General features: G+C 61.8%; 21 protein-coding genes. 15 read left to right on the top strand and 6 right to left on the bottom strand.

The annotated features are described in order from the left end of the window. The first annotated feature begins 40 nt into the window (after nt 1–40). Nucleotides 41–913: an SMP-30/gluconolactonase/LRE family protein gene (locus AC1RO0_RS21835; protein WP_498594866.1), complete on the top strand. Its 873-nt coding sequence runs from the start codon at nt 41–43 to the stop codon at nt 911–913. Nucleotides 914–985: 72 nt separating this feature from the next. Here the strand turns inward: AC1RO0_RS21835 and secD are convergent, their stop codons facing one another. The 3 genes from secD to AC1RO0_RS21820 all read right to left on the bottom strand — a co-directional run bounded on the left by secD (nt 986) and on the right by AC1RO0_RS21820 (nt 5923). Then, nucleotides 986–3541: a protein translocase subunit SecD gene (gene secD, locus AC1RO0_RS21830; protein ID WP_498594865.1), complete on the bottom strand. Its 2556-nt coding sequence runs from the start codon at nt 3539–3541 to the stop codon at nt 986–988. 93 nt (nt 3542–3634) lie between these two features. Next, a complete protein-coding gene (locus AC1RO0_RS21825) occupies nt 3635–4054 on the bottom strand; it encodes a hypothetical protein (RefSeq protein WP_498594864.1) in 420 nt (139 codons plus the stop codon). 15 nt (nt 4055–4069) lie between these two features. Next, nucleotides 4070–5923 (bottom strand): cation:proton antiporter domain-containing protein, encoded by a 1854-nt coding sequence (locus AC1RO0_RS21820; RefSeq protein WP_498594863.1) that lies wholly within the window; start codon nt 5921–5923, stop codon nt 4070–4072. A gap of 37 nt (nt 5924–5960) precedes the next feature. On the opposite strand from AC1RO0_RS21820, the gene AC1RO0_RS21815 reads away from it, so the two are divergent. Further along, on the top strand, nt 5961–6278 hold the full coding sequence (locus tag AC1RO0_RS21815) for a helix-turn-helix domain-containing protein (protein WP_498595005.1): 318 nt from the start codon (nt 5961–5963) through the stop codon (nt 6276–6278). An 8-nt stretch (nt 6279–6286) separates the two neighbouring features. Here AC1RO0_RS21815 and AC1RO0_RS21810 read toward each other — a convergent pair whose 3' ends face one another. Beyond that, complete coding sequence (locus AC1RO0_RS21810; protein ID WP_498594862.1) at nt 6287–7783, bottom strand: ArnT family glycosyltransferase; 1497 nt, start codon at nt 7781–7783, stop codon at nt 6287–6289. Between the two features lie 734 nt (nt 7784–8517). Between AC1RO0_RS21810 and AC1RO0_RS21805 the strand changes: the two genes are divergently transcribed. From AC1RO0_RS21805 to visR, 13 genes are all read left to right on the top strand, one after another. Further along, entirely contained in the window at nt 8518–10161 is a 1644-nt protein-coding gene (locus AC1RO0_RS21805; RefSeq protein WP_498594861.1) for a globin-coupled sensor protein, read from the top strand. Nucleotides 10162–10223: 62 nt separating this feature from the next. Continuing rightward, nucleotides 10224–10520 (top strand): STAS domain-containing protein, encoded by a 297-nt coding sequence (locus AC1RO0_RS21800; RefSeq protein WP_034520242.1) that lies wholly within the window; start codon nt 10224–10226, stop codon nt 10518–10520. Then, on the top strand, nt 10517–10882 hold the full coding sequence (gene cheY1 / locus AC1RO0_RS21795; RefSeq protein ID WP_007695696.1) for a chemotaxis response regulator CheY1: 366 nt from the start codon (nt 10517–10519) through the stop codon (nt 10880–10882). The genes AC1RO0_RS21800 and cheY1 overlap by 4 nt, the downstream gene beginning before the upstream one ends. Before the next feature lie 16 nt (nt 10883–10898). Further along, complete coding sequence (locus AC1RO0_RS21790) at nt 10899–13199, top strand: chemotaxis protein CheA (protein ID WP_498594860.1); 2301 nt, start codon at nt 10899–10901, stop codon at nt 13197–13199. Nucleotides 13200–13203: 4 nt separating this feature from the next. Then, a complete protein-coding gene (locus AC1RO0_RS21785) occupies nt 13204–13671 on the top strand; it encodes a chemotaxis protein CheW (RefSeq protein WP_498594859.1) in 468 nt (155 codons plus the stop codon). After that, nucleotides 13668–14576, top strand: a complete 909-nt coding sequence (gene cheR / locus AC1RO0_RS21780) for a protein-glutamate O-methyltransferase CheR (protein ID WP_498594858.1) — start codon at nt 13668–13670, stop codon at nt 14574–14576. The genes AC1RO0_RS21785 and cheR overlap by 4 nt, the downstream gene beginning before the upstream one ends. Further along, a complete protein-coding gene (cheB, locus tag AC1RO0_RS21775; RefSeq protein WP_498594857.1) occupies nt 14573–15616 on the top strand; it encodes a protein-glutamate O-methylesterase CheB in 1044 nt (347 codons plus the stop codon). The genes cheR and cheB overlap by 4 nt, the downstream gene beginning before the upstream one ends. Then, nucleotides 15616–16005 carry a response regulator gene (locus AC1RO0_RS21770; RefSeq protein WP_007695708.1) on the top strand — a complete coding sequence of 130 codons (390 nt, stop codon included), beginning with the start codon at nt 15616–15618 and terminating at the stop codon, nt 16003–16005. Before cheB ends, AC1RO0_RS21770 begins: the two co-directional genes overlap by 1 nt. Then, the gene (cheD, locus tag AC1RO0_RS21765) at nt 16002–16556 is read left to right on the top strand and encodes a chemoreceptor glutamine deamidase CheD (RefSeq protein WP_007695710.1); all 555 of its coding nucleotides are present in this window, start codon (nt 16002–16004) and stop codon (nt 16554–16556) included. Before AC1RO0_RS21770 ends, cheD begins: the two co-directional genes overlap by 4 nt. Before the next feature lie 17 nt (nt 16557–16573). Beyond that, entirely contained in the window at nt 16574–16963 is a 390-nt protein-coding gene (cheT, locus tag AC1RO0_RS21760) for a chemotaxis protein CheT (RefSeq protein WP_498594856.1), read from the top strand. 167 nt (nt 16964–17130) lie between these two features. Continuing rightward, the gene (gene fliF, locus AC1RO0_RS21755; protein ID WP_498594855.1) at nt 17131–18810 is read left to right on the top strand and encodes a flagellar basal-body MS-ring/collar protein FliF; all 1680 of its coding nucleotides are present in this window, start codon (nt 17131–17133) and stop codon (nt 18808–18810) included. A 527-nt stretch (nt 18811–19337) separates the two neighbouring features. Beyond that, nucleotides 19338–20075, top strand: a complete 738-nt coding sequence (gene visN / locus AC1RO0_RS21750; protein ID WP_498594854.1) for a transcriptional regulator VisN — start codon at nt 19338–19340, stop codon at nt 20073–20075. An 11-nt stretch (nt 20076–20086) separates the two neighbouring features. Next, nucleotides 20087–20833 (top strand): transcriptional regulator VisR, encoded by a 747-nt coding sequence (gene visR / locus AC1RO0_RS21745; RefSeq protein ID WP_498594853.1) that lies wholly within the window; start codon nt 20087–20089, stop codon nt 20831–20833. A 57-nt stretch (nt 20834–20890) separates the two neighbouring features. On the opposite strand, the gene AC1RO0_RS21740 is transcribed toward visR, so the two are convergent. Next, on the bottom strand, nt 20891–21328 hold the full coding sequence (locus AC1RO0_RS21740; protein WP_153366808.1) for a BspJ family T4SS effector nucleomodulin: 438 nt from the start codon (nt 21326–21328) through the stop codon (nt 20891–20893). Nucleotides 21329–21333: 5 nt separating this feature from the next. Beyond that, nucleotides 21334–22410, bottom strand: coding sequence for a flagellar biosynthesis protein FlhB (gene flhB, locus AC1RO0_RS21735; RefSeq protein ID WP_498594852.1), 1077 nt, complete (start codon nt 22408–22410; stop codon nt 21334–21336). Nucleotides 22411–22414 lie beyond the last annotated feature (4 nt).

The following is a 22414-nucleotide window of genomic DNA, read 5'->3' as shown; positions in this document are numbered from 1 at the left end:
ACAGTCGATTTTTGGAGCGCACAGGTGAGGGGTCCCGAGCATGAACGAGACAATCGCCACCGGATTGCGCCAGCCTGGAGGGCCGGTTGGTCTGCCGGATGGGCGCGTCGCACTGGTGGAGATGGGCGACAGCCGTCGCTGCCTGAGCGTGATTGCCGCCAACGGGACACGCCATGAAGTCTGCCGGCCCGGCGGCCTGCCAAGCGGCGTCGCTGTCGATGGCGACAATTGCTTCTGGGTAGCCGGCGGCCCTGAAAATTCCCTGGTTCGTATCTCGCCGGAAGGCCGGACGCTGCAGGTCATCGAAGGCGGCGGGGACGGCGCGTTTCTCTATCCCAACGATCTTGCCTTCGGCCCCGACGGCCTGCTTTACATGACCGATTCCGGTGTCCGAGCTTCCGATCTGCTCGAAGGTGCCGGTGTCCACCCGGATTTCTTTCGGGCTCCGTATAACGGCCGCGTCTATCAGATCGATCCAGGCGAGGGCCGCGTGCTGCGGGTGCTTGCAACCGGCCTGCTCCATGCCAGCGGCATCGCCTTCGGGCCGGACGGGCGGCTTTATTACAGCGAGACCCTGACCGGGAAAATCCACCGTCAGGTCGTCGGCGCGCGGCAGGAACTGTTTGCGCAGGTGATACCGGCGCCCGCCGTCACGGCGCTGCGCGGCCCGGCCGGCATGGCCTTCGATCGCGACGGTGTGCTCTATTGCGCGCTCCATGGGTTGGGCGAGGTCTGCCTGATCGATCCCGCCGGAAAGACTGCCGGCCGGATCCGCACCAACGGCATGCGGCCGGGCAACGTCGCCTTCACGCCCGACGGCAAATATATGCTCATTACCGAGCAGGAAAACGGTGCTTTGGAAAGAATAGTGGCGCCACGTCCGGGGCTGCCGCTGCATATGCCGTCCATCTAGAACGATCCAGCCTGATGGCTGATTGGACATGCCCGGTTTCCGGGCATGTCCTCATTCATGTCGATCCGCTACTTATGCGGCCGGGATTTGTTTGTTGTCCTTGCCGGACTTGTCGTCAGCCGGCGTCGCATCGTTGGCAACCGGCTTGGCATGGCGGCGGCGCCAGTCGCCGAGGAACAGCAGGATCGGCGCAGCGATGAAGATCGACGAGGCGCCAGCGACGAGAATGCCGAACACCATCGGGATCGCGAAGCTGGAGACGGCGCTGCCGCCCCAGATCGCCATCGGCACCAGCGCCAGGAAGGCGGTGGCGTTGGTATAGAGGCTTCGCGCCAGGGTCTCGTTGATCGACCTGTCGATGATGTCGCGCAGTGGCATCGACTTGTAGAGCCGCATGTTTTCACGCATGCGGTCATAGACCACGACCTTGTCGTTCACCGAATATCCCACAAGCGTCAGGATCGCGGCGATGGCCGTCAGGTTGAAATCGAGGCCGGTGATCGCGAAGAAGCCGATCGCCTTGGTGACGTCGAGTACCAGCGTGATGATGGCGCCGACCGCGAACGGCCATTCGAACCGCACCCAGATGTAGACGAGCATGGCCAGGCTGGCGATCACGACTGACAGGATGCCGGCCCATGCAAGCTCGCCCGAGACCTTCGGACCGATGACGTCGGTGCCTTCGATGGTCGCGCTTGGGTCGAGCTTGACGATTTCCGCCTTGAGCTTGGTCACCGCGGCTGTCTGTGCCTCTTCGCCGCCGTCCTGGCGTTGGGCGCGGACAAGGAGGCTGTTGTTGTCGCCGAAGGACTGCAGTGCGATTTCGCCGAGGCCGAGCGTGTTCAAGCCTTCGCGGAACGTCGCCAAATCGGCGGCCTCCTTGGTCTTGACCGACATCTGGATGCCGCCACGGAAATCGACGCCGTAGTTGAGGCCCGGATGGACGAACAGGACCACCGAGGCGATGGAGAGGATCGCCGAGACGGTGATGCCGAAGAAACGGGCCTTCATGAACTGGATGTGCTTGTCATAGGGGCTGAAGGGGATCAGCGGCCTGATGTTGAGCACCTTCAGCTTGCTGCGACGGGTGATGGCGATCATCACGACGCGCACGAAGGCGACGGAGGTGAACATCGAGATAATGAGGCCGAGACCCATGGTCACGGCAAAGCCGCGAACCGGGCCGGAGCCGAAGTAGAACAGGATGGCGGCGGCGATCAGGGCCGTCATATTGCCGTCGATAATCGTCGAATAAGCCTTCTTGAAGCCGTTATCGATGGCGGCGAAGGCGCCGCGGCCCTTGCGGGTTTCCTCGCGGATGCGCTCGTTGATAAGGACGTTGGCATCAACCGCAAGGCCGATACCGAGGACGATGCCGGCGATGCCGGGCAGCGTCAGCGTGGCGCCGACCAGCGTCAGGGCCGAGAAGGTCAGGATCGTGTGGATGAGCAGTGCAACATTCGCGAGAACCCCCCATGCGCCATAGAGCACGAAGATGAAGGCGGCAACCAGGACGAAGCCGATCAGGCCGCTATAGATGCCCTTCTGGATCGCGTCGCTGCCGAGGTCGGCGCCGACGGTGCGTTCTTCGATGACTGTCAGCTTGGCCGGCAGGGCGCCGGCGCGCAGCAGGGCTGCGAGTGTCGTTGCGCTATCGGCGGTGAAGTTGCCGGAGATCTGGCCCGAACCGCCGGTGATCGGCTCGCGGATGTTCGGCGCGCTCAGCACCTTGTTATCGAGCACGATGGCGAAAGGCTTGCCGACATTTTCGCGGGTGATTTCCGCAAAGCGGTTAGCACCGGCGCTGTCGAAGCGGAAGGTGACCAGCGGCTCATGCGTGTTCGGATCGAAGCTGACGCGGGCATCGGTCAGGCGGTCGCCGGAAAGCTCGATACGATCGAGCACCGGATAGCTCTGGCCCTGTTCGTCCTTGAGGATGGTGACGCCGGGGCCGGGATTGTTCGGATCGACATTATCGGCAAGCAGATGGAAGGACATCTTCGCGGTCGAGCCGAGAAGCTGGCGCAGATGCGAGGGATCCTGCGCGCCCGGAAGCTGCACGAGAACGCGGTTGGGGCCGACACGCTGGATGGTCGGTTCGGCAACGCCCACCTGGTCGACGCGCTTGCGGATGACTTCCAGGCTCTGCTGGACGGCGGAATCGACGTTGCTGGCGATACCGGCCCTCGAGAAGGACATGGTGATCGCGCCGGCGTTCGGAGCGATTGTCAGGTCGGACTGACCGGCAGAGAGACCGGAGGTGATCGTGTTGGCAAGCGTCTGCAACTGGGTCACCGCATCGCCGCTCTGCGTCGGATCGGTGAGCGTTACGACGATCTGGTCGCCGTTGCGGACGATCGAGCGGGTCAGGATGTTCTTGTCGCGCAGGACGCGGCGAGAATCCTGCTGCAAGGATTGCAGCCGGCCGTTGGTCAGGTCCTTTTCGTCGACTTCCAGGACGAGATAGGAGCCGCCGCGAAGGTCGAGGCCGAGGGCAACCTGGCTATGCGGCAGCCAGGACGGAATTTTGCTCAGAACCGACTGCGGAAGTGCGTTCGGCAGGGCAACGAGAAGGCCAAGCACGATGATCACTGAGTAGAGTGCCACCAGCCATGGTGAAGTACGCATGGGTATTATCCTTGGAAATACGCTGATGCCAGCGGCGGGGCCGCTGGCGGACGCAGGTCATGTCGGGGATGCGCCGAAGGGCGCGGTAACCGGTCAGACGAGGCTGGCCGGCGGGGCGCGGGCAAGATAGGCGCGGAATGTAAAGATTTCCGGTCGCGTGACGTCGCCGCGCTCACGCGGCTGCCACGGGTCGATATGAAGTCCGAAAGACGGAATGGCCGCGAGCGTTACCGGCCCGATATCATGCCAGGTGGCTTTCGGCAGGGCCGCGCGGTCGGCGACGGCAATGCCGCGCAACGGATCGCGCTGGGCGACATAAAGCGGTTGGCTGTCCCTGCCGGAGGAAAAGGCTTCCGCATCCGCCCGCGCGGCAAGATTGATGCCGCCGCCGAGCGCCAGTCCGATATAGGCGAAGAAAGCGACGAACAGCGAAGCGATCACGCGCGTTGCGGCGTGAGGCGTCCTCTCATCGTTCTCTTCGCTGTCGGCAGCGCCGAATTCGAACGGGTTCAACGGTTATAAAGGCCTTTATTCCTTTGCCGGAGCGGCTTCCGACGGTTCGGTCATGATATCAGGACGCTCCGCGTCTTCATAGTGCGGCCTGTCATGATGCACTTGAGCCAGCCGGTCAACCATGCCCAGCGCAATTTCCCGCTCTCCCATGATGACGGTATCGGCGCCATATTGCTTCAGCACGTCGATTTCGGCGTCGGAATGGGCGCGGGCGACGATCAGGATCGATGGGTTGATGGCGCGCGCCTGTTCTGCCGCGCTGCAGGCTTCGAAGGTGTTGGGAATGGCGATGACCAGGCTGCGGGCCTCGGCGATATTGGCATATCCCAGGGTCTTCGCGGAGGCCGCATTGCCGTAGATCGTCTCGATCCCCGCCTGTTTCAGATCGGCGATGCGCTTCTCCGCATCCTCGATGACCACGAAGGGCGTCCCCGAAGATTTGAGGTTTTCCCCAACGATGCTGCCGACGCGGCCGTAACCGATCAGGATGGCATGGCCGGTGAGCGTAACCGTACGCTCTTCCTCATCGACGGTGACGGGGGCGGGCTGCTCGGCGGCGGCGGGCTGGGTCTCGCTTGCCGAGGGTTGTTCGGCTTGCGCGGCGGGCTCGACGGCCTCCGGTGCCTCGCTCGGGCGCTTGCCGTCCAGTCTCTTCCGCAGCCAGTCGCACGCAAAGAAGACAAGCGGATTGAGAATGATCGAGATGATCGCACCGCCGAGGATCAGGTCGCGGCCTTCGCTTGGCAATAGGCCAAGCTCGACGCCGAGGGCGGCGAGAATGAAGGAGAATTCACCGATCTGCGCCAGGCTGGCCGAGATGATCAATGCCGTACTCATCGGCTTGCGGAAGGCCAGAACAATGAGGAAGGCGGCGGCCGATTTGCCGATGACGATGATGAACACCGTCGCCAGCAGCGGCAGCGGGTTTTCGATCAGGATGTTGGGGTCGAACAGCATGCCGACCGAGACGAAGAACAGCACGGCGAAGGCATCGCGCAGCGGCAGGCTTTCCTGTGCCGCCCGGTGGCTGAGCTCGCTTTCCGCCAGGATCATGCCGGCGAAGAAAGCGCCGAGCGCCAGCGACACGCCGAAGAGTTTCGCGGCTCCGAAAGCGACGCCGAGCGCGATGGCCAGGACGCCGAGACGGAAGAGCTCGCGCGAGCCGGTATGGGCAATGCGATGCAGGATCCAGGGAATGACCCGCCGGCCGACGACCAGCATCAGTCCGACAAAGGCGGCGACCTTGAAGAGTGTCATGGCGATGATGCCGGTGAGGCCCATATCGAGGCCGAACAACCGGTTGATGCCGGCCGACAGCGGCTCGACCGCGCCATGGCCGTCGCCGGAAATGCTGGCGGCGGCGGGAATGAGGACGAGGGCCAGCACCATGGCCAGATCCTCGACGATCAGCCAGCCCACCGCGATCTTGCCACGCTCGGTCTCGATCAGCCGGCGCTCCTGCAGGGCTTTCAACAGAACAACTGTCGAGGCGACGGATAGCGCGAGGCCGAAGACCAGGCTGCCGCCAAGCGGCCAGCCCATCAGCGCGCCGAGACCCCAGCCGAGCAGCGTGGCAAAGCCGATCTGGACGATGGCGCCGGGAACGGCGATGCCGCGCACCGACAGCAGGTCCTTCAGCGAAAAATGCAGGCCGACGCCGAACATCAGGAGAATGACGCCGATTTCTGCCAGTTCAGGCGCAAGGCCCTGGTCGGCGACGAAGCCCGGCGTATGCGGGCCTGCGAGCACACCGGCGATGAGATAGCCGACGAGCGGCGGCAGTTTAAACCGATTGGCGATGGCGCCAAAAATGAATGCCAGCACAAGGCCCATGACGATGGTCGAAATCAAAGGCGTGTCGTGTGGCATTAGCCATCTCCTCGATACTGGAAATCCCGCGCAGTTTATGACATATTTGGCTTATGTTGACCAATATGGGTGGTTTCTGGTTGTGAATCAAGGCAATAAACCAATGATTCTCACCCCTGCGCTCTGCCGAGCTGCACGCGGGCTGCTGGACTGGACGCAGTCGGATATCGCTGAACACGCCGGCGTGTCACGCAGCACGATTCGTGACTACGAGGGCGGTCATCATGATATTCACCGGGCAACGGAAGCGCAATTACGCCTCGCCTTCGAAGAGGGCGGTGTCGTCTTCGCGGAAATGCCGGAGCTTGGCTGGGGCGTCTGTCCACGTCGCGCCCCCAAGCCGGGTCAGGACTAGGGCCAGAACTAGGGATTGGGTGCGAGGCAGGCTGGCGAAACGCGATAGGCGTAGATCGTCTTGCCTTTCTTGTAGCCGAATTCGAGCGACCAGCTCTTGATCAGTTCCGATCGGCCGGCCGTGCAATCGAGCGGGCCGTCATCGACATAGAGTACATCGGCGGTCGTGTTCGAGGGCAGCGAGAAATTCTGTTCGTAATAGCTCTTCGGGAAACCGCCGAAATTGCGGGCATGGATGCGATAGGGCTTATCCTTCAGCGTATAGAACAGATCACCGAGAATATCCCGGTCGCTGGAGACGATGTCGGGCAAGTTCGCCTTGGTCGCGATATCGGCGACCTCCCGGCTGATGGCGCTGCGGCCGACATAGCGCTTCATCACCAGATCGCCGTTCGGCAGCTTAATGTCATAGGCAAAGACAGTCAGCACCGGCAACAGGAAGGCGACGACGGCGCCGATGATCAGCGAAACGACGAGGCCCTTCTTCGTCAGGCGATACAGAATCCAGACGGCAAGGATGGTGCCGGCGGCATAGGCGGCGACGGCCCAATTGGCATAGGCCTTGGCGAACAGCGCCTGCAGCGTGATCATGGCGACGACCGGGACCGACAGCCAGACGAGCAGTTTTTCCCTGTCGTCGCTTTTTCCGCGGATCATCCGCCACGCGGCCCAGAGCATGGCATAGAAGATCACGGGGCCGACGACGCCGAATTGCGCGCCGAGGAAGCCGAGTCCACCGAGCAGGTGCTGCACCAGCCCGCCGCCGCTGCCTCCGCCGTTCCACCGGGCAATGCTTTCGGTATGGCGCACCGTCGCCGCATCATGGGCGAAGTTCCACCAGAGGTTCGGGGAAACGACGATAGCGCCGACGATGGCGGCGATGATCACGTCGCGCCAGGCAATGCGCGCCGAACGTAAGGTCAGCATGGCGATGCCGACGCCCGGCAACAGGAAAAGCACCGAATATTTCGTCAGGAACGCGATGCCGAGGCTGGCGCCGAGGATCAGCGCCTCAAGCACCGACGAGCGCCGGGTCAGGCCGAGAAAGGCCCAGATGGCGATGGTGACGAACAGGATCTGGATTGTGTCGGTCGATACCAGCACCGCCGACAGCGAGGCGGCCGGCAAGGTGACGAAGATGACGCCGACCCAGGGCGCGATCTCTTCTCCCGTATCCCCGGCAAACAGCCGCCGCGTGGTCAGCATCAGCATCAGCGCGGTGGCAAGATGGAAGAGCGGCGCGGAAACGCGAATCCAGAATGTCGAGTCCGATCCCGATATCGCATTGAAGAAGCGGATCACCCAGGCGATCATCGGCGGCTTGGAGTAATAGCCGAAATCCAGGTTCTGTCCCCAGAACCAGTATTGCGCCTCGTCGACGAACAGATCCGTCCTGTTGAAGACGAGCATGATCACGCGCCACAGCGTGATGCCGAAGATGATGGTGAGCGCAAGCCGCAGCGAAAGTCTCTGGTGGCTTGTATCGGAATAGGTCGTATCGGACATTGACGGATCGATCTCGGTGCCGGGTCGTGAGGCTTCATACGGAACTATCGAGCTCGACGCCAGCTTCCGATGCGCGGGAAAGACGGCGGAAAGCGCGGCGCGATGCCGCGCACATAGGACCCTTTCATGAGGGATTTGTGTCGCCTACGGGCATTGGAAAGGAATTTTCAGAGCACTCGCGGGGAGCTCTTCACTCGCACCTCTTCGAGGCGGTTCAGAAAAGTGAAGGCGGCAAGCGTCATGCCGGCGGTCAACAGGGCAGTCAAACCAAGAACAATCATTGCTCTCTCCACGTCGACATCGAAGGTGTCTCTACTTGCAGGATTAAAGCATGAAGCTTGCTCGTGACTTGCGGCCTGTCCGGGTTTTACTCGAATTGACCACCGCGAGAAATTGAATCGAACATCGTCCAAATTAAAACCGAGTAGCCGACGACGGCTATTAACCTTCAAGCAAGGAATTAACCATAAACATGGAAGCTGCACGTCGGAATGGGAAAATTGTTACTCGTTCTCACCAGGCATGAAGCCGCCCCGTCGTACCGGGCCAGATCCGGTATCAATCTCATCAAACAGGTCCGGGAACAGACTTTGATGAACGAGCGAGCTTCAGTGTGCCGCGATCAATCGATCGACGGCAACCTCCGCCCTTTCTCGTCCTCTCATTGCATCTGAACCCGATCATCAGCGGTTTCGCCGGGGCTCTTTGCGCCCGGCAGTTCGGCAGGGACGATTTTGGCGCAGGATTCGCCGTCAGATCAGGCAGGGCGGGCGCAGGCGGGAAGCCTTCGCGATCGCTTGCGTTTTGCGGGGCTCGCCGCCGAGCAATGCGAGATCGTGCGCCGCAACCGGCCAATGCTCGAGACCCACCTGAAAGCGGGCCTGCGCGATCTCTTTCATCGTTTCCAGACCTTTCCGGATGCCGCGCGCAATTTCGCCAGCGAGAGCCAGCTCGAACGGCTGCAGGATCTGCAATCCTCGCATTGGGACGTGCTGACAGATGCCCGTTTCGACAGCCTCTATGCCGAGCGCGTCAAGGTTCTCTCCGACAGCGAAAGCAAGATGGGGCTCGATCCGCGCTGGCATGTTGCCGGCCATGGCGTGGTTCTGGAGCATATTCTGGCCGGTATCGTCGAAGAGATGGGCGGCCGGGCCGTCCTGCCGGGAACCAAGCGCCGCGCCCGTGAACTGAGCGAGCTGGTCAAGGCCGCCATCCGTCTTGTCATGGTCGATGTCGAAATTGCCGTGTCGCTGCGCTTCAACGAATTGCGCCTCAACCATCAACGCGCCTTGGCCGATCAGCGGACAGCCGATCAGGCAGAAGTGGCCGGTCTCTTCGCCGATGTCATCCAGGGCCTTGCCGAGCGCGACCTCACCGTCCGCATGCCGGCCGATACCCCGCCGGCCTATACCGAGCTTGTGGAGGCGCTGAACGCCGCGCTGGACGATATCCAGCAGCAATTTACGGCCCTGTCCGGCGGCGTGCAGGCCGCCGAAGCGGCAACGAATGCCATCTCTCGCGATTCCCGATCGCTTGCTCATGATTCCACGGAACAATCCAAGGGTCTCGCCATCTCCGCAAGACAGCTCGCAGACCTTGCCGAGCAGATCGGCGGCAATGCGACAAGCACCCGGTCAGCCGAGCGCGCCGCCGCCTCCACGCGCGTTGCGGTCGAAGACAGCGGTCAGGTCGTCGGCCAGGCGATCTCCGCCATGGCCGATATCGAAACCTCGGCCGAAAAGATCGGCCAGATCATCGGCGTCATCGACGAGATCGCATTCCAGACCAACCTCCTGGCTCTCAACGCCGGTATCGAAGCGGCCCGCGCCGGCGACAGCGGCCGTGGCTTCGCGGTCGTCGCCCAGGAAGTCCGCGCGCTTGCCCAGCGCTCCGCCGATGCCGCCCGCGAGATCAAGGTGCTGGTGACAGGCACCAAGGCGCAGGTCGATGCCGGTGTACGGATGGTCGGTCGCACGCAGGAAGCGATCGGCAACATCGTCCGCCAAGTGACCGATATCAACGATGCCATTTCCGGCATCGCCGCCGCCACCGACGAACAGGCCGCGGGCCTGCGCAGCGTGACGGTGGAAATCGGCAGCCTCAGCGAACGCGCTTCCGTTGCCGGAGACCTCGCCGGTCGTTCGGGACAGGGCGCCGATCACCTTCATGACACCATCCTCGACCTCGGTCGCACCATCCGCGAATTCCGCCTCGAGCGCGAACGGCGCCATGCCGTGGCACCGCGCCCGGTAGTCGGCGCGCAACGTCTGCCGGCCCCTCGGCGCGATGACGTCTTCACCCTGCGTCAGGACGACGATGTCGAATTCGACTTTCCGCCTCGCAGGGCAGCAGCCGGGGGCGAGCGGAATGCTTATTGAGCTCTCTATTTCACGCGCATGCGGGCCGTGGAGCCCGATTTTAGGCAACAAGGATTGAAGCGATGGCGAGCAGGAAAGGCGAAAAGACAGTCAGTCTGGCCGCGGTGCTGGACCTCAACGAGGCCTCGGCGCTTCGCGGCAAGTTGATGGGGCTGCGCGGCAGCAATGTCGCGATCGACGCTTCGGGCGTCGAAAGGATCGGCGCCTTGTGCATTCAGGTCATCATGGCCGCCGCCAAGACTTGGGATGAAGACAAGCTGTCCTTCACCTTTTCGAAGGTGTCGGACGCATTTCAAAAAACGCTGCAGATGATCGGTATCGACATCGATCACCTGCTTGCCAAGGAGATCCGGCAATGAAGAAAAAAGTGCTGACCGTGGACGATTCACGGACCATTCGAAACATGCTTCTCGTCACCCTCAACAATGCCGGCTTCGAGACCATTCAGGCCGAAGACGGCATCGAGGGTCTTGAAGTCCTCGAGGAAGCCAATCCCGATGTCATCGTCACCGACATCAATATGCCGCGCCTTGACGGTTTCGGCTTCATCGAGGGTGTGCGCCGCAACGACAAGTATCGCGCCATCCCGATCCTGGTGCTGACGACCGAAAGCGATGCCGAAAAGAAGAACCGTGCCCGCCAGGCCGGTGCGACGGGCTGGATCGTCAAGCCTTTCGACCCCGCCAAGCTGATCGATGCCATCGAGCGTGTAACCGCCTAAACAGGATCCGCCTCTCATGGATATGAACGAAATCAAAGAGATTTTCTTCCAGGAGTGCGAGGAGCAACTCGCCGAACTGGAATCCGGTCTCCTGAAAATGAATGATGGCGACCGCGATCCGGAAACCGTCAATGCCGTCTTCCGCGCCGTTCATTCCATCAAGGGTGGGGCAGGGGCCTTCGGTCTCGATGATCTCGTCTCCTTTGCCCATGTCTTCGAGACGACGCTCGATTGCGTTCGATCCAACAAGCTGGAGCCGACCCAGGATGTCCTGAAGGTCATGCTCAAGGCCGCCGACGTGCTGGCGGATCTGACCAATGTCGCCCGCGACGGCGGCAGCGTCGATCCGGCCCGCAGCCGGGGCCTGGTCAAGGAACTGGAGGCGCTGGCCCATGGCGAGTTGCCCTCGGCATCCGCCGCCGTCGACGCCGCGCCGAAGCAGGTGAAGCCGGCGGCACCCGCACCGGCTCCAGTCGAGGTTGCGCCCGCTGCGACGGACGATAGCGGCTTCCAGCCGATCCCCTTCAGCTTCGATGATGATTTCGGTGCCGACGAAGCGCCCGTGGCCATGCCGGAATACCAGGTCAGCTTCAAGCCGCGCGCCGATCTCTATGCCAAGGGCAATGATGCGACGTTGCTGCTGCGCGATCTCGCGCGCATCGGCGAGCTGAGCGTTCATTGCAATATGGATGCCCTGCCTGGCCTGGACGAAATCGATGCTGAAGGCGCCTATTTCGCCTGGACGATCTCGGTCCGGACGGACAAGGGCGAAGATGCCATCCGCACGGTCTTCGAATTCGCCGAGTGGGATTGCGAGCTCGATGTCCGGCGGATCGAGGATGCCGCCGCCAAGGGTGACGACGAGCTGCCGATGGTGCCCGTACCCTTCGATCTCTCTGCCCTCGACGATGATAGCGCCGGGCAGACCGTGCAAGTGGTCGAGGAAGCGCCGCAGCCTGCGAATGATGTGGCCGCCGCTGTTGCGGCCGCCGAAACGGCAAGCAATATCGCACAGCTCGCCGCCGCCCGCGTCGAAAAGAAGGAAGCTGCTGCCGCCGCTGCTGCTGCTGCCAGTGCCGCCGCGCAAAACAATGCCGCCGCTGCCGGCGTCGGCCAGACCATCCGTGTCGATCTCGACCGCGTCGACCGCCTGATCAACCTCGTCGGCGAGCTGGTCATCAACCAGGCGATGCTGTCGCAGAGCGTCATCGAGAACGACAACAATGGCACATCCTCGATCAATATGGGCCTCGAGGAGCTGCAGCAGCTCACCCGCGAGATCCAGGACAGCGTCATGGCGATCCGCGCGCAGCCGGTAAAGCCGGTCTTCCAGCGCATGTCGCGCATCGTCCGCGAAATCGCCGATATGACCGGCAAGTCGATCCGCCTGATCACCGAGGGTGAAAACACAGAAGTCGACAAGACGGTCATCGACAAGCTGGCCGAGCCGCTGACCCACATGATCCGCAATGCCGTCGACCACGGCGTCGAGACCCCGGAAAAGCGCGCGGCACTCGGTAAGAACCCGGAAGGCACGGTTCGCCTGACGGCAAAACATCGCTCCGGCCGCATCCTGATCGAACTGGCCGACGACGGCGCCGGCATCAACCGCGAGAAGGTCCGCCAGAAGGCGATCGACAACGACCTGATCGCCGCCGATGCCAATCTTTCCGACGAGGAAATCGACAACCTGATCTTCCTGCCGGGCTTTTCGACCGCTGACAAGATCTCCGACATTTCCGGCCGTGGCGTCGGCATGGACGTGGTCAAGCGCTCGATCCAGGCACTCGGCGGCCGTATCAACATCACATCCAAGCCGGGACATGGCTCGGTCTTCACCATGAGCCTGCCGCTGACGCTCGCCGTCCTCGATGGCATGGTGGTGACGGTGGCCGGTCAGACGCTGGTCGTGCCGCTGACCGCGATCGTCGAGACCCTGCAGCCGGAAGCCGCCGCCATCCATTCCTTCGGCGCCAACCATCGTCTGATCTCGATCCGCAACAGCTTCTGCCCGCTGGTGGATGTCGGACGCATCCTGAATTTCCGCGCTACCCAGGCTGATCCGGTCGAAGGTGTCGCGCTGCTGGTGGAATCGGAAGGCGGCGGACAGCGTGCCCTGATGGTTGACGCCATCCAGGGTCAGCGTCAGGTCGTCATCAAGAGCCTCGAGGCGAACTATACCCATGTCCCCGGCATCGCCGCGGCGACCATCCTCGGCGATGGGCGCGTCGCGCTCATCCTCGATGTCGATGCCGTGGTCGGCGCCTCGCGCGGCCAGTCGCTGAAGGCCGAAATCTCCTACGCAGCGGTGGGTTGAGCCTATGTCCGACGCGATCAAGAGCCTGACCCAGGGTGCCCGAGAGCTGATCGCCTTCCGGATCGGCGATCAGGAGTTCTGCGTCGACATCATGTCCGTCCGCGAAATTCGCGGCTGGACGCCGGCTACCGCCATGCCGCATTCGCCCGGCTATATGCTTGGCGTGATCAATCTGCGCGGCGCGGTGCTGCCGATCGTCGATCTCTCGGCCCGGCTCGGCATGAAACGCTCCGAACCGACGGTGCGGCATGTGATCATCGTCGCGCAGGTCAAGCGCAAGGTCGTCGGCATGCTGGTCGACGCCGTGTCGGATATCCTCACCGTCACCGACGACACGATCCAGCCGACGCCGGAAGTCTCTTCCGACTATGAGCGGCAATTCGCGCGTGGCGTCCTGGCGATTGACCGCCGCATGATCTGTCTCATCGAACTCGAAACCCTGTTCCCCGAACACGAAAGCCAGGCCGCATGAGCGTGATGGGAGCAATAGATCCGAGAGTATCCCCGGACGAGGTGCTGGCCAGCGGCGAATATCCGCTGACCCGCCGCGATCTCTCCGAAATCGCCGCCATGATCTATTCGGACGCCGGGATTTCTCTGAACGAGACCAAGGCCTCGCTGGTCTATTCACGGCTGTCCAAGCATATCCGGGCACTCGGCCTGCCGGGCTTCCGCGACTATTGCCAACTGGTCTCCTCGCCGGCGGGAGCCGTCCAGCGGCGCGAGATGCTGTCGCACCTGACGACCAATTTCACGCGCTTCTTTCGCGAGAACCACCATTTCGATCATCTGCGCGACGAGGTTCTGCCCGGCCTTCTGGCGCGCGCCAAGGCCGGCGGTCGCGTCCGCATCTGGTCGGCGGCCTGTTCCGACGGACAGGAGCCCTATTCCATCGCGCTCACGGTTTTGTCGCTGATGCCGAACGCGGCGGACCTCGATTTCAGGATCCTGGCGACGGATATCGATCCGAAGATCCTCGGCCTTGCTCGCGTGGGCGCCTATGACGAGGCCGCGCTCGAAACCGTCTCGCCCGCCATGCGCAAGCAATGGTTCCAGGAGGTGGAGATCCAGGGGCGCCGCAAGTTCCAGATCGACGATCGCGTCAAGCGGCTGATCACCTTCAACGAGCTGAACCTTTTGGCGCAGTGGCCGTTCAAGGGCAGCTTCGACGTCATCTTTTGCCGCAACGTCGTCATCTATTTCGACGAGCCGACGCAAACGAAGATCTGGTCGCGTTTTGCGGGTCAGCTGCAGGATCACGGCCATCTTTATATCGGCCATTCCGAGCGGGTTGCAGGCGACGCCAAGCATCTCTTCGACAATATCGGCATCACCACCTATCGCCATATCGGCAAGCCCGCGGGGAGAAAACCATGAGCGCTCCCGCCCGCGTCCTCGTCGTCGACGACTCGCCCACCATGCGCGGCCTGATCACCGCTGTCCTGCGCTCCGATCCGGAGGTCGACGTCATCGGCCAGGCCGGGGATGCGCTGGAGGCGCGCGCCGCGATCAAGGCGCTCAATCCCGATGTCGTGACGCTCGATATCGAGATGCCGAACATGAACGGCCTCGACTTCCTCGAGAAGATCATGACGCTCAGGCCCATGCCGGTCATCATGGTCTCGACCATGACGCATCGCGGCGCCGAGGCGACACTGGCCGCCCTTGAGATCGGCGCTTTCGATTGCGTCGGCAAGCCGGTCCCGGGTGAGCCCCGTCCTTTCGGCGATCTCGCGGAAAAGGTAAAGGCGGCGGCCCGTTCGCAGCGGCAATATGTCAAGCCAGCCGCCAGCCATGCCCCGCCGCCCGCGGTTGCGGATTTCCGCGTCGGCCGCAAGATCGTCGCTATCGGCTCCTCCACCGGCGGTGTCGAGGCCTTGATCGCGGTGCTGCAGAAATTCCCGGCCAATTGCCCGCCGACGGTCATCACCCAGCATATGCCGCCGAGTTTCACCCGCAGTTTCGCCGAGCGTCTCAACCGTCTCTGTGCCCCCGTGGTGCAGGAGGCGAGCGACGGCGCGCGGCTGGAGATCGGCAAGATCTATCTGGCCCCCGGCGGCGAAAGGCATTTGCAGGTCGCCAGCGCCTCGGCGCCGCATTGCCGGCTGGTCGAGGGCGGGCCGGTCAACGGCCATCGCCCCTCAGTCGATGCGTTGTTTGATTCGGTGGCCGAGCTTGCCGGCCGCAATGCCGTGGGCGTGATCCTGACCGGCATGGGGCGCGACGGCGCTGCCGGTCTTCTCAAGATGCGCCATGCCGGCGCGCGCACCATCGGCCAGAACGAAAAGACCTGCGTGGTCTATGGAATGCCGAGGGTCGCGTTCGAGCTCGGCGCAGTCGAACAGCAGTTTCCGCTGAACGCCATTGGCGAGGAAATATTGAAAGTAACAGCCGCCCGAAAGGAAGGGAGCGAATAATGTCTCTAGCGGAAAAAATCAAAGTTCTGATCGTTGACGATCAGGTCACCAGCCGCCTGTTGCTAAGCGACGCGCTGACGCAACTCGGCTTCAAGCAGATCACTGCCGCTGGCGACGGCGAGCAGGGCATGAAGATCATGCAGCAGCAGCCGCATCATCTGGTGATCTCGGACTTCAACATGCCGAAGATGGATGGTCTCGGCCTGTTGCAGGCCGTTCGCACCAATCCGGCAACCAAGAAGGCCGCCTTCATCATCCTGACAGCGCAGGGCGATCGTGCCCTGGTGCAGAAGGCGGCACAGCTTGGTGCCAACAATGTTCTCGCCAAGCCTTTCACCATCGAAAAGATGAAGGCTGCGATCGAGGCCGTGTTCGGAGCACTGAAATGATTCTCGAGGCCACCGCCCGTCGTGTGCATATCATTCAGGGCGAGTACAAGGTCATCGGTGACCCCGAGGTGGTCCTGGCGACCATTCTCGGCTCCTGCGTGGCGGCATGTTTGCGCGATCCGGTGGCTGGCGTTGGCGGCATGAACCATTTCCTGCTGCCGGGAATGGCGTCTTCGCCGACGAGCGGCGGCGACGCCACGCGCTACGGCGTGCATCTGATGGAACTGCTGATCAATGGCCTTCTGAAGCAGGGCGCGCGTCGCGACCGGCTGGAGGCGAAGGTGTTCGGAGGCGCGAAGACGATTGCCACCTTCTCCAATGTCGGCGAACAGAATGCGGCCTTCGCCATGCAGTTCCTGCGCGATGAAGGCATCCCGGTCGTCAGCTCCAGCACGGGCGGCGAGCATGGACGCAAGGTGGAGTACTGGCCGGTTTCCGGCCGTGCACGGCAATATCCGCTAACCGGCGCCGAAACGCAGAAGACCGTGGCCCTGGAACAGCGCCCCGTTGCTGCCCCGAAGCCTGTCGACAATGCGATCGAATTTTTCTGATCAGCGAGGACTATCCGATGACCAACTTCCAGCGCGCCGATACGACCGCCATGCAGGAGACGCTCCCCGCCATCCTGATGCGGATCGTCGCCGAATTGCACGATATCGCTTACCTGATCGAGCGCATCGAGCCGCAACTGCTCGATCTCAGCGGCGTCAATGTGCTGGAAGCGCCTGACGCGATGAAGGTGATGCAGGGCATCGATCTGGCCGTGCAGAAGACACGCGGCATTGCCGAATTCATCGACACCATCACCGGCGACATGCCGGATGGCTGGATGGTCGATGTCGCGACCGCGCTGAGCCTGGTGAAGCTCACCGAGATGCAGAAGGCGCTTGGCGGCAGTCAGCGTCACGGCCATTCTCAGCCACTCGCCAAGGCCGCCGGCGATTTCGATTTCTTCTGACCGCAACCGCCGGTACCCGATATTGTTTTTCCTATATTTTTTTAAATAGTTTTCTTCCCGCTTCCTTCGTTTTCCCCGCCGGACGAAACGCTCGCACAAGTTTCGATTCCTATCTTCGCTGCAGGGCACAAAGCCATCAGGTCTTTGACGAATCGTGCGAGAACAGAATGAATCTGTTAAATCAATTAGTTCCCTTGTTCAGGAATCTGCAGAATCTCGGGAGGACGCGGTTGCTGACTCTCGCCGGCGTGGGCATTTTGTCCGTGGCGCTGGTCCTGTTTGCAGCCCTTTACGTCAACAAGCCTGCCCAGGAGACGCTTTATGTCGGCCTGGATGCGACCGATCTGAACCAGATCAGCATTGCGCTTGCCGAAGCCAAGATCAATTTTCAGGTAGGGACGGACGGCACCAGCCTGACCGTGCCGACCGGCATGACCGGCAAGGCCCGCGCGCTTCTCGCCGAGCGCGGCCTGCCGAACAGCACCAATGCCGGCTATGAACTCTTCGACAATGTCGGATCGCTCGGTCTGACCTCCTTCATGCAGGAAGTGACCCGCGTCCGTGCGCTGGAAGGCGAAATCGGCCGGACGATCACCTCAATCTCGGGCATTAGCGCGGCTCGCGTCCATATCGTCATGCAGGATGTCGGCAATTTCCGGAAGGCGGATCAGAAGCCGACGGCCTCGGTGATGATCCGGGCCAATGCCGAAGCGGCGCGCAAGGCAGCCCAGGCTATCCGCCATCTCGTCGCCTCCGCCGTTCCTGGTCTTGAGGTCGACGATGTCACCATCCTCGATTCCACCGGGCAGCTGCTCGCTTCCGGCGACGATCAGAGCAATGGTGCGCTGAACCGCAATCTCGGCATCGTGCAGAATGTTCAGGGCGAAATCGCATCGAATATCGACAAGGCGCTGGCCCCCTTTCTCGGCATGGACAATTTCCGCTCCAGCGTGACGGCCCAGCTGAACACCGACAGCCAGCAGGTGCAGGAAACCACCTACGACCCGGAATCGAAGGTCGAACGTTCGGTTCGCACCACCAAGGAAGCGCAGAAGTCGCAGCAGCGCCAGTCGGATACGGCGGCGACTGTCGAGCAGAACATTCCTCAGGCAGCACCTCAGGCCGGCGGCAATGGGCCGACATCGAACGACCAGACCGATAAGCGCGAAGAGCAGACCAACTACGAGATTAACAGCAAGACGACCGCAACGGTCCGTAACAGCTACAGGATCGAGAAGCTGTCGGTCGCCGTGGTGGTCAACAGGGGTCGTATCGCCCAGATGGTCGGTCAGCCGGCCGATCCGGCAAAGGTCGATGCCTACATCGCCGAGATGCAGAAGATCGTCGCAACCGCTGCCGGCCTCGATCCAAGCCGCGGCGACGTGGTGACCGTCAATGCGATGGATTTCCTCGACACCCAGCTGCTCGACGACAACGCATCGGGTCTCAACATCATGGACGTGCTGAGCCGCAATATCGCCGGCATCATCAATGCGCTCGCCTTCGTCGCGGTCGCTGTCCTCATCATCTGGCTGGGCTTCCGCCCGCTGATCCGCTCGCTTGGCGGTGGTGCCAACGGCACGGCTCTGCCGGATGCGGCCGGCCTGGAATTGCCGGATTTCGCACCTGGCGCGGTCGGCGGACCCGGCGCCGCGCTGATGGACGGCTTCGGTTCGGATTTCGGCTTCGACAGTACCGACGATCTGCTGACGATGGGCGAGGACAACAGCACCTTCAATCGCCGCGTCAAGGAAGGGCCGGAGCGTCGCCTCTCGCGCATGGTGGAAATCAGCGAGGAGCGAGCCGCCAAGATCCTCAGAAAATGGGCCGTCGACAAGGCCGCCTGATAAAAGGACCGGGAGAGATCCCGGTCTTTTCGCGTGAACGGATAGGGTCCGGTCAACTCGTTGCAATCTTGGATTTCGCAAATATTAGCAGCAAGCCGTCGTCACGAAATCAGGCTGTATGAGATGTTGGCAAGTGAAGAAGAGGCGGCAAATTTCATTGCTGGGTAGAAAGAATCGACTTACAGTTTGTTCATCTGTCCGCAACAGCGCCGAATCAGCGCGAATCGGGCCGTAATCCGCCCCCGGTGAATTCAAGGATTGAAGACGCAGGGACGCGGAGAAATCAGTTTATAGTTTGTTGATTGGGTTTCTGGCGATCTGAGCCAATGCGATTGCCGAAGTGGAATTCATGTTAGCGCTTGCGCGCCGTGCCTCCGCCGGATGCGTTTGAGGCGTGATCGTAATTTAAGTTGGCGCAGGCGCCTTTTTTGAAGATCGATGTCGGTTTTCGGGGGCGTGCCCTGGGTCCAGACCGAGCAATGCTCTCGTTGACGTCTGATCGTTCGACAGTGGCAGGAACGCAGAAAATGGACATGCAGATATCGCAGGCGAGCAAGGGCGACAAGGATGCGCGAGCAGTCGCCGCTTCCAGCGCCATGTCGCGCGATCAGCTCATTCTGCAACTGACTGCGGTCGCGGGACCTGCCTATCTCCAATCCGGCCTGCGCGTGTTGACGGACTATGTCGGCGCCTCTCATTATCTCCTGGCGCGCTCCGACCTGATCCAGGAGAGCGGGCTCGATTTCGTCGTATCTTCGGATTGGCCCTTCGATCTCGTCCGGCGCCTGGCTTCCGAACTCACGGGTGGCTATGGCCGCACGGGCGAAGTGGAAAAATCCATGTCGCTGTTCCAGCCGAATTTTGCCTTCCTGCCCGATGATGTCGAGCCGCCGGAGGGTGTCAGCCGTCACTATTGCGCGCTGACCTTCAATGTCGGGCGCACGCGGTTCTCGCTGATGCTTCTGGCCCGCGACAGCCTGTTATTGTCGGCGGAACGGCTGCGCGATGTCGGGCTGCTGGCGGGCTATTTCGCCAGCTTCACCCGCAGTGTCGAAGGCAAGCTGGAGCGCGATTTCGATTTGACCGAACGCGAGCTGGAATGTCTGTTCTGGATTGCCGAAGGCAAGACCAGTGACGAGATCGCCATGATCCTCGGCATCTCGCGCAATACCATCAACAACTACATCACCAGCGTCATGCGCAAGACCGCGACGAAAACGCGATCGGAAGCCATCGCGTTTGCCGTCAGAAACAACCTCGTTTGAAGGCCTATTGAATGCGATATCAGCCGGGCAAGGCGACGGACATGTCGGGCGAGACAAAGCTTAGCCGTTTGCATCGGATTTCTGGTCGTTCCGATCTCTTCCCGAAGCTGGTGTCGATGCAGAAATTGATCGACGCGCAGAATTTCGCACTCTACCGCCTCAGTGGCTCCGGCCTGCCGAGCAAGCAGCGCCTGGTCTGCGAACTGGAGAACTGGGGGTCGGCCAATCCCGTCATGAACAAGGCCTTCGTCGAGGCCTATGGCGAGGCGATGATCGAGCATATCGAGAAGTCGCTGCTGCCGCTGATGTGGAACGGCCGCGACAGCGACAGCACGGCCGAGACGCCGGATTTTGCCGCATTCACCCAGCGCCTGAAACCGCATCTCCTGCCTTTCGCCGGTGTTGCCTTTCCGGTGCGGCTGGGCTCAGTCGGCAACGGCTACGTCGTCTTCACCGCGAAGTTCATGGACGTTACGAGCGATATGATCGTCGAGCTGCATGGCCGCAGCTGCCAGATCATGATGGAGCTTCTGTCGCTCGATGAGCGCCGCTCGCCGGCCGCCGAGGCATTGAGCGAACGCGAGATCGCCTGCCTGCAATTGGCCGGCGACGGACGGATCAGCGAGGAGATCGCCGAAAAGCTCGGCCTGTCGGTGCATACCGTCAACGCCTATCTCGGCTCGGCGACGATCAAGCTTGACAGCGTCAATCGCATCCAGGCGATCGCGAAGGCGATCCGCTTCGGTTACATCAGCTGACGCCGACGCTCCTCAGCGGATCTTCATATCGTAAATTCCGGAATGATTTGGACGTCCTCAGGCCGCCTGCGTTGCGCCGCCGATCGCATAACGGGCATCCTTCAGACTGCGGGCGAGAAGCGCGGTGTTCTCGTCCGGATCGGCGGATGCTTTTTCGAAGGCGATATGGTTGATCTCGATGCCGGCATGGTGGTCGGCAAGCGCGAGCTTGGCATAGATGGTGACGCCGCGCGGCTTGATTTCGAGGTCGATCGTGACCTCGGCCGGGCCGCTCCAATCGAGTTTGTAGTCGCCTCCAAGCCCGAAATTGACAATACCGGGAAGGAAATAGAGCTCAGCGGCCGAGGCCACGAGATCCGCAAGATTGCCGTAGCGTTCGAATCGCAGCAGCGAAATCAGATCGGCGGCGTCGAGGAGCCGCAATTCGCTGGCGACCGGGCTGATGGCCTCAGCGAGAATGCGTTCACGTTGAGCAGAGTAGGGGGATTTTTTCATTTGATTTATCGTACCCGTGTTCTATTCGACTGTGCGTAGATCCGATGGATTAGCTCTGCGACGGCCTTGTAAAATACTGACGGGATGACACTATCGACCGAGACTTGCGCAAACATGGAGCGCGCGAGTGGCGGATCCTCGAAAACCGGGATGCCGTTTGCCTCGGCGATCTCCCTGATTTTCAGCGCGATGAGGTCCTGACCCTTGGCAACGACGACGGGCGCGTCGCCTTCCTCGCGGACATAGCGCAACGCCACGGCGAAATGGGTCGGGTTGGCGATAACCAGGGTTGCGCGCGGCACCTGCTTTATCATCCGCCGGCGGGCACGGTCGCGGGCAACCGAGCGCTGGCGCGATTTGACGATCGGATCGCCCTGCGACTGCTTGAACTCGTCCTTGATCTCCTGCTTGGTCATCTTCAACTGATCGAACCAATGGTGGCGGCTCCACAGCACGTCGGCAATGGCGACGACGGCGGTCGCCAGCAGCACGAGTATCAGGATTCTCTGGACGATGGTCGACAGCCGAACGAAAATCGTCTGCGGATCGGACGCGAGCGAATCGATCGCGTGGAAGAACTGGCCGCGCAGCACGAAGAACATGATGATGCTGACCACCACGATCTTGGCGAGCGACTTGCCGAATTCCACAAGGCCGGATGTGCTGAAGATGCGGTTCCAGCCGGAAACAGGCGATATGCGCGAGAATTTCGGCTGAATGCGGTCGAGAACCGGCGTCGGCAGGTTTTGGAACATCGAGGAGCCGATCCCGAAGATGAAGAACAGAACGATGGCTGGCAGCACCAGATTGCCGACTTCCCAACCGATTCGGGTAAACAGCGAAAGGGCGTCCGGACCCGTTTCCAGCTTCCATTGATCCGGTTTCTCGAAGAGGTCTCGCAGGACCTCGCCCATGCGCCCCATGCGCTCCGGCAGGAAGAAGGTGACATAGATGACGGTCGCCAGCATGGAGGCAAAGATGGTCGCTTCCCGGGAGTGGGGCACATTGCCCTTCTCCATCGTGTCGCGGAGTTTTTTCTCCGTCGGTTTCTCTGTTTTACTGTCCCTGTCTTCGTCAGCCAAAGCA

This window comes from Rhizobium sp. GW821-FHT14E12 (assembly GCF_058803745.1).
The sequence above is the reverse complement of the archived record's forward strand: the minus strand, read 5'-3'. Positions and strand labels throughout refer to the sequence as shown.

Coding starts and splice junctions, on each gene's coding strand:
- AC1RO0_RS21835 (WP_498594866.1), top strand. CDS start 41: ATGAACGAGACAATCGCCACCGGATTGCGCCAGCCTGGAGGGCCGGTT.
- secD (WP_498594865.1), bottom strand. CDS start 3,541: ATGCGTACTTCACCATGGCTGGTGGCACTCTACTCAGTGATCATCGTG.
- AC1RO0_RS21820 (WP_498594863.1), bottom strand. CDS start 5,923: ATGCCACACGACACGCCTTTGATTTCGACCATCGTCATGGGCCTTGTG.
- AC1RO0_RS21815 (WP_498595005.1), top strand. CDS start 5,961: ATGACATATTTGGCTTATGTTGACCAATATGGGTGGTTTCTGGTTGTG.
- AC1RO0_RS21810 (WP_498594862.1), bottom strand. CDS start 7,783: ATGTCCGATACGACCTATTCCGATACAAGCCACCAGAGACTTTCGCTG.
- AC1RO0_RS21800 (WP_034520242.1), top strand. CDS start 10,224: ATGGCGAGCAGGAAAGGCGAAAAGACAGTCAGTCTGGCCGCGGTGCTG.
- cheY1 (WP_007695696.1), top strand. CDS start 10,517: ATGAAGAAAAAAGTGCTGACCGTGGACGATTCACGGACCATTCGAAAC.
- AC1RO0_RS21790 (WP_498594860.1), top strand. CDS start 10,899: ATGGATATGAACGAAATCAAAGAGATTTTCTTCCAGGAGTGCGAGGAG.
- AC1RO0_RS21785 (WP_498594859.1), top strand. CDS start 13,204: ATGTCCGACGCGATCAAGAGCCTGACCCAGGGTGCCCGAGAGCTGATC.
- cheR (WP_498594858.1), top strand. CDS start 13,668: ATGAGCGTGATGGGAGCAATAGATCCGAGAGTATCCCCGGACGAGGTG.
- cheB (WP_498594857.1), top strand. CDS start 14,573: ATGAGCGCTCCCGCCCGCGTCCTCGTCGTCGACGACTCGCCCACCATG.
- AC1RO0_RS21770 (WP_007695708.1), top strand. CDS start 15,616: ATGTCTCTAGCGGAAAAAATCAAAGTTCTGATCGTTGACGATCAGGTC.
- cheD (WP_007695710.1), top strand. CDS start 16,002: ATGATTCTCGAGGCCACCGCCCGTCGTGTGCATATCATTCAGGGCGAG.
- cheT (WP_498594856.1), top strand. CDS start 16,574: ATGACCAACTTCCAGCGCGCCGATACGACCGCCATGCAGGAGACGCTC.
- fliF (WP_498594855.1), top strand. CDS start 17,131: ATGAATCTGTTAAATCAATTAGTTCCCTTGTTCAGGAATCTGCAGAAT.
- visN (WP_498594854.1), top strand. CDS start 19,338: ATGGACATGCAGATATCGCAGGCGAGCAAGGGCGACAAGGATGCGCGA.
- visR (WP_498594853.1), top strand. CDS start 20,087: ATGCGATATCAGCCGGGCAAGGCGACGGACATGTCGGGCGAGACAAAG.
- AC1RO0_RS21740 (WP_153366808.1), bottom strand. CDS start 21,328: ATGAAAAAATCCCCCTACTCTGCTCAACGTGAACGCATTCTCGCTGAG.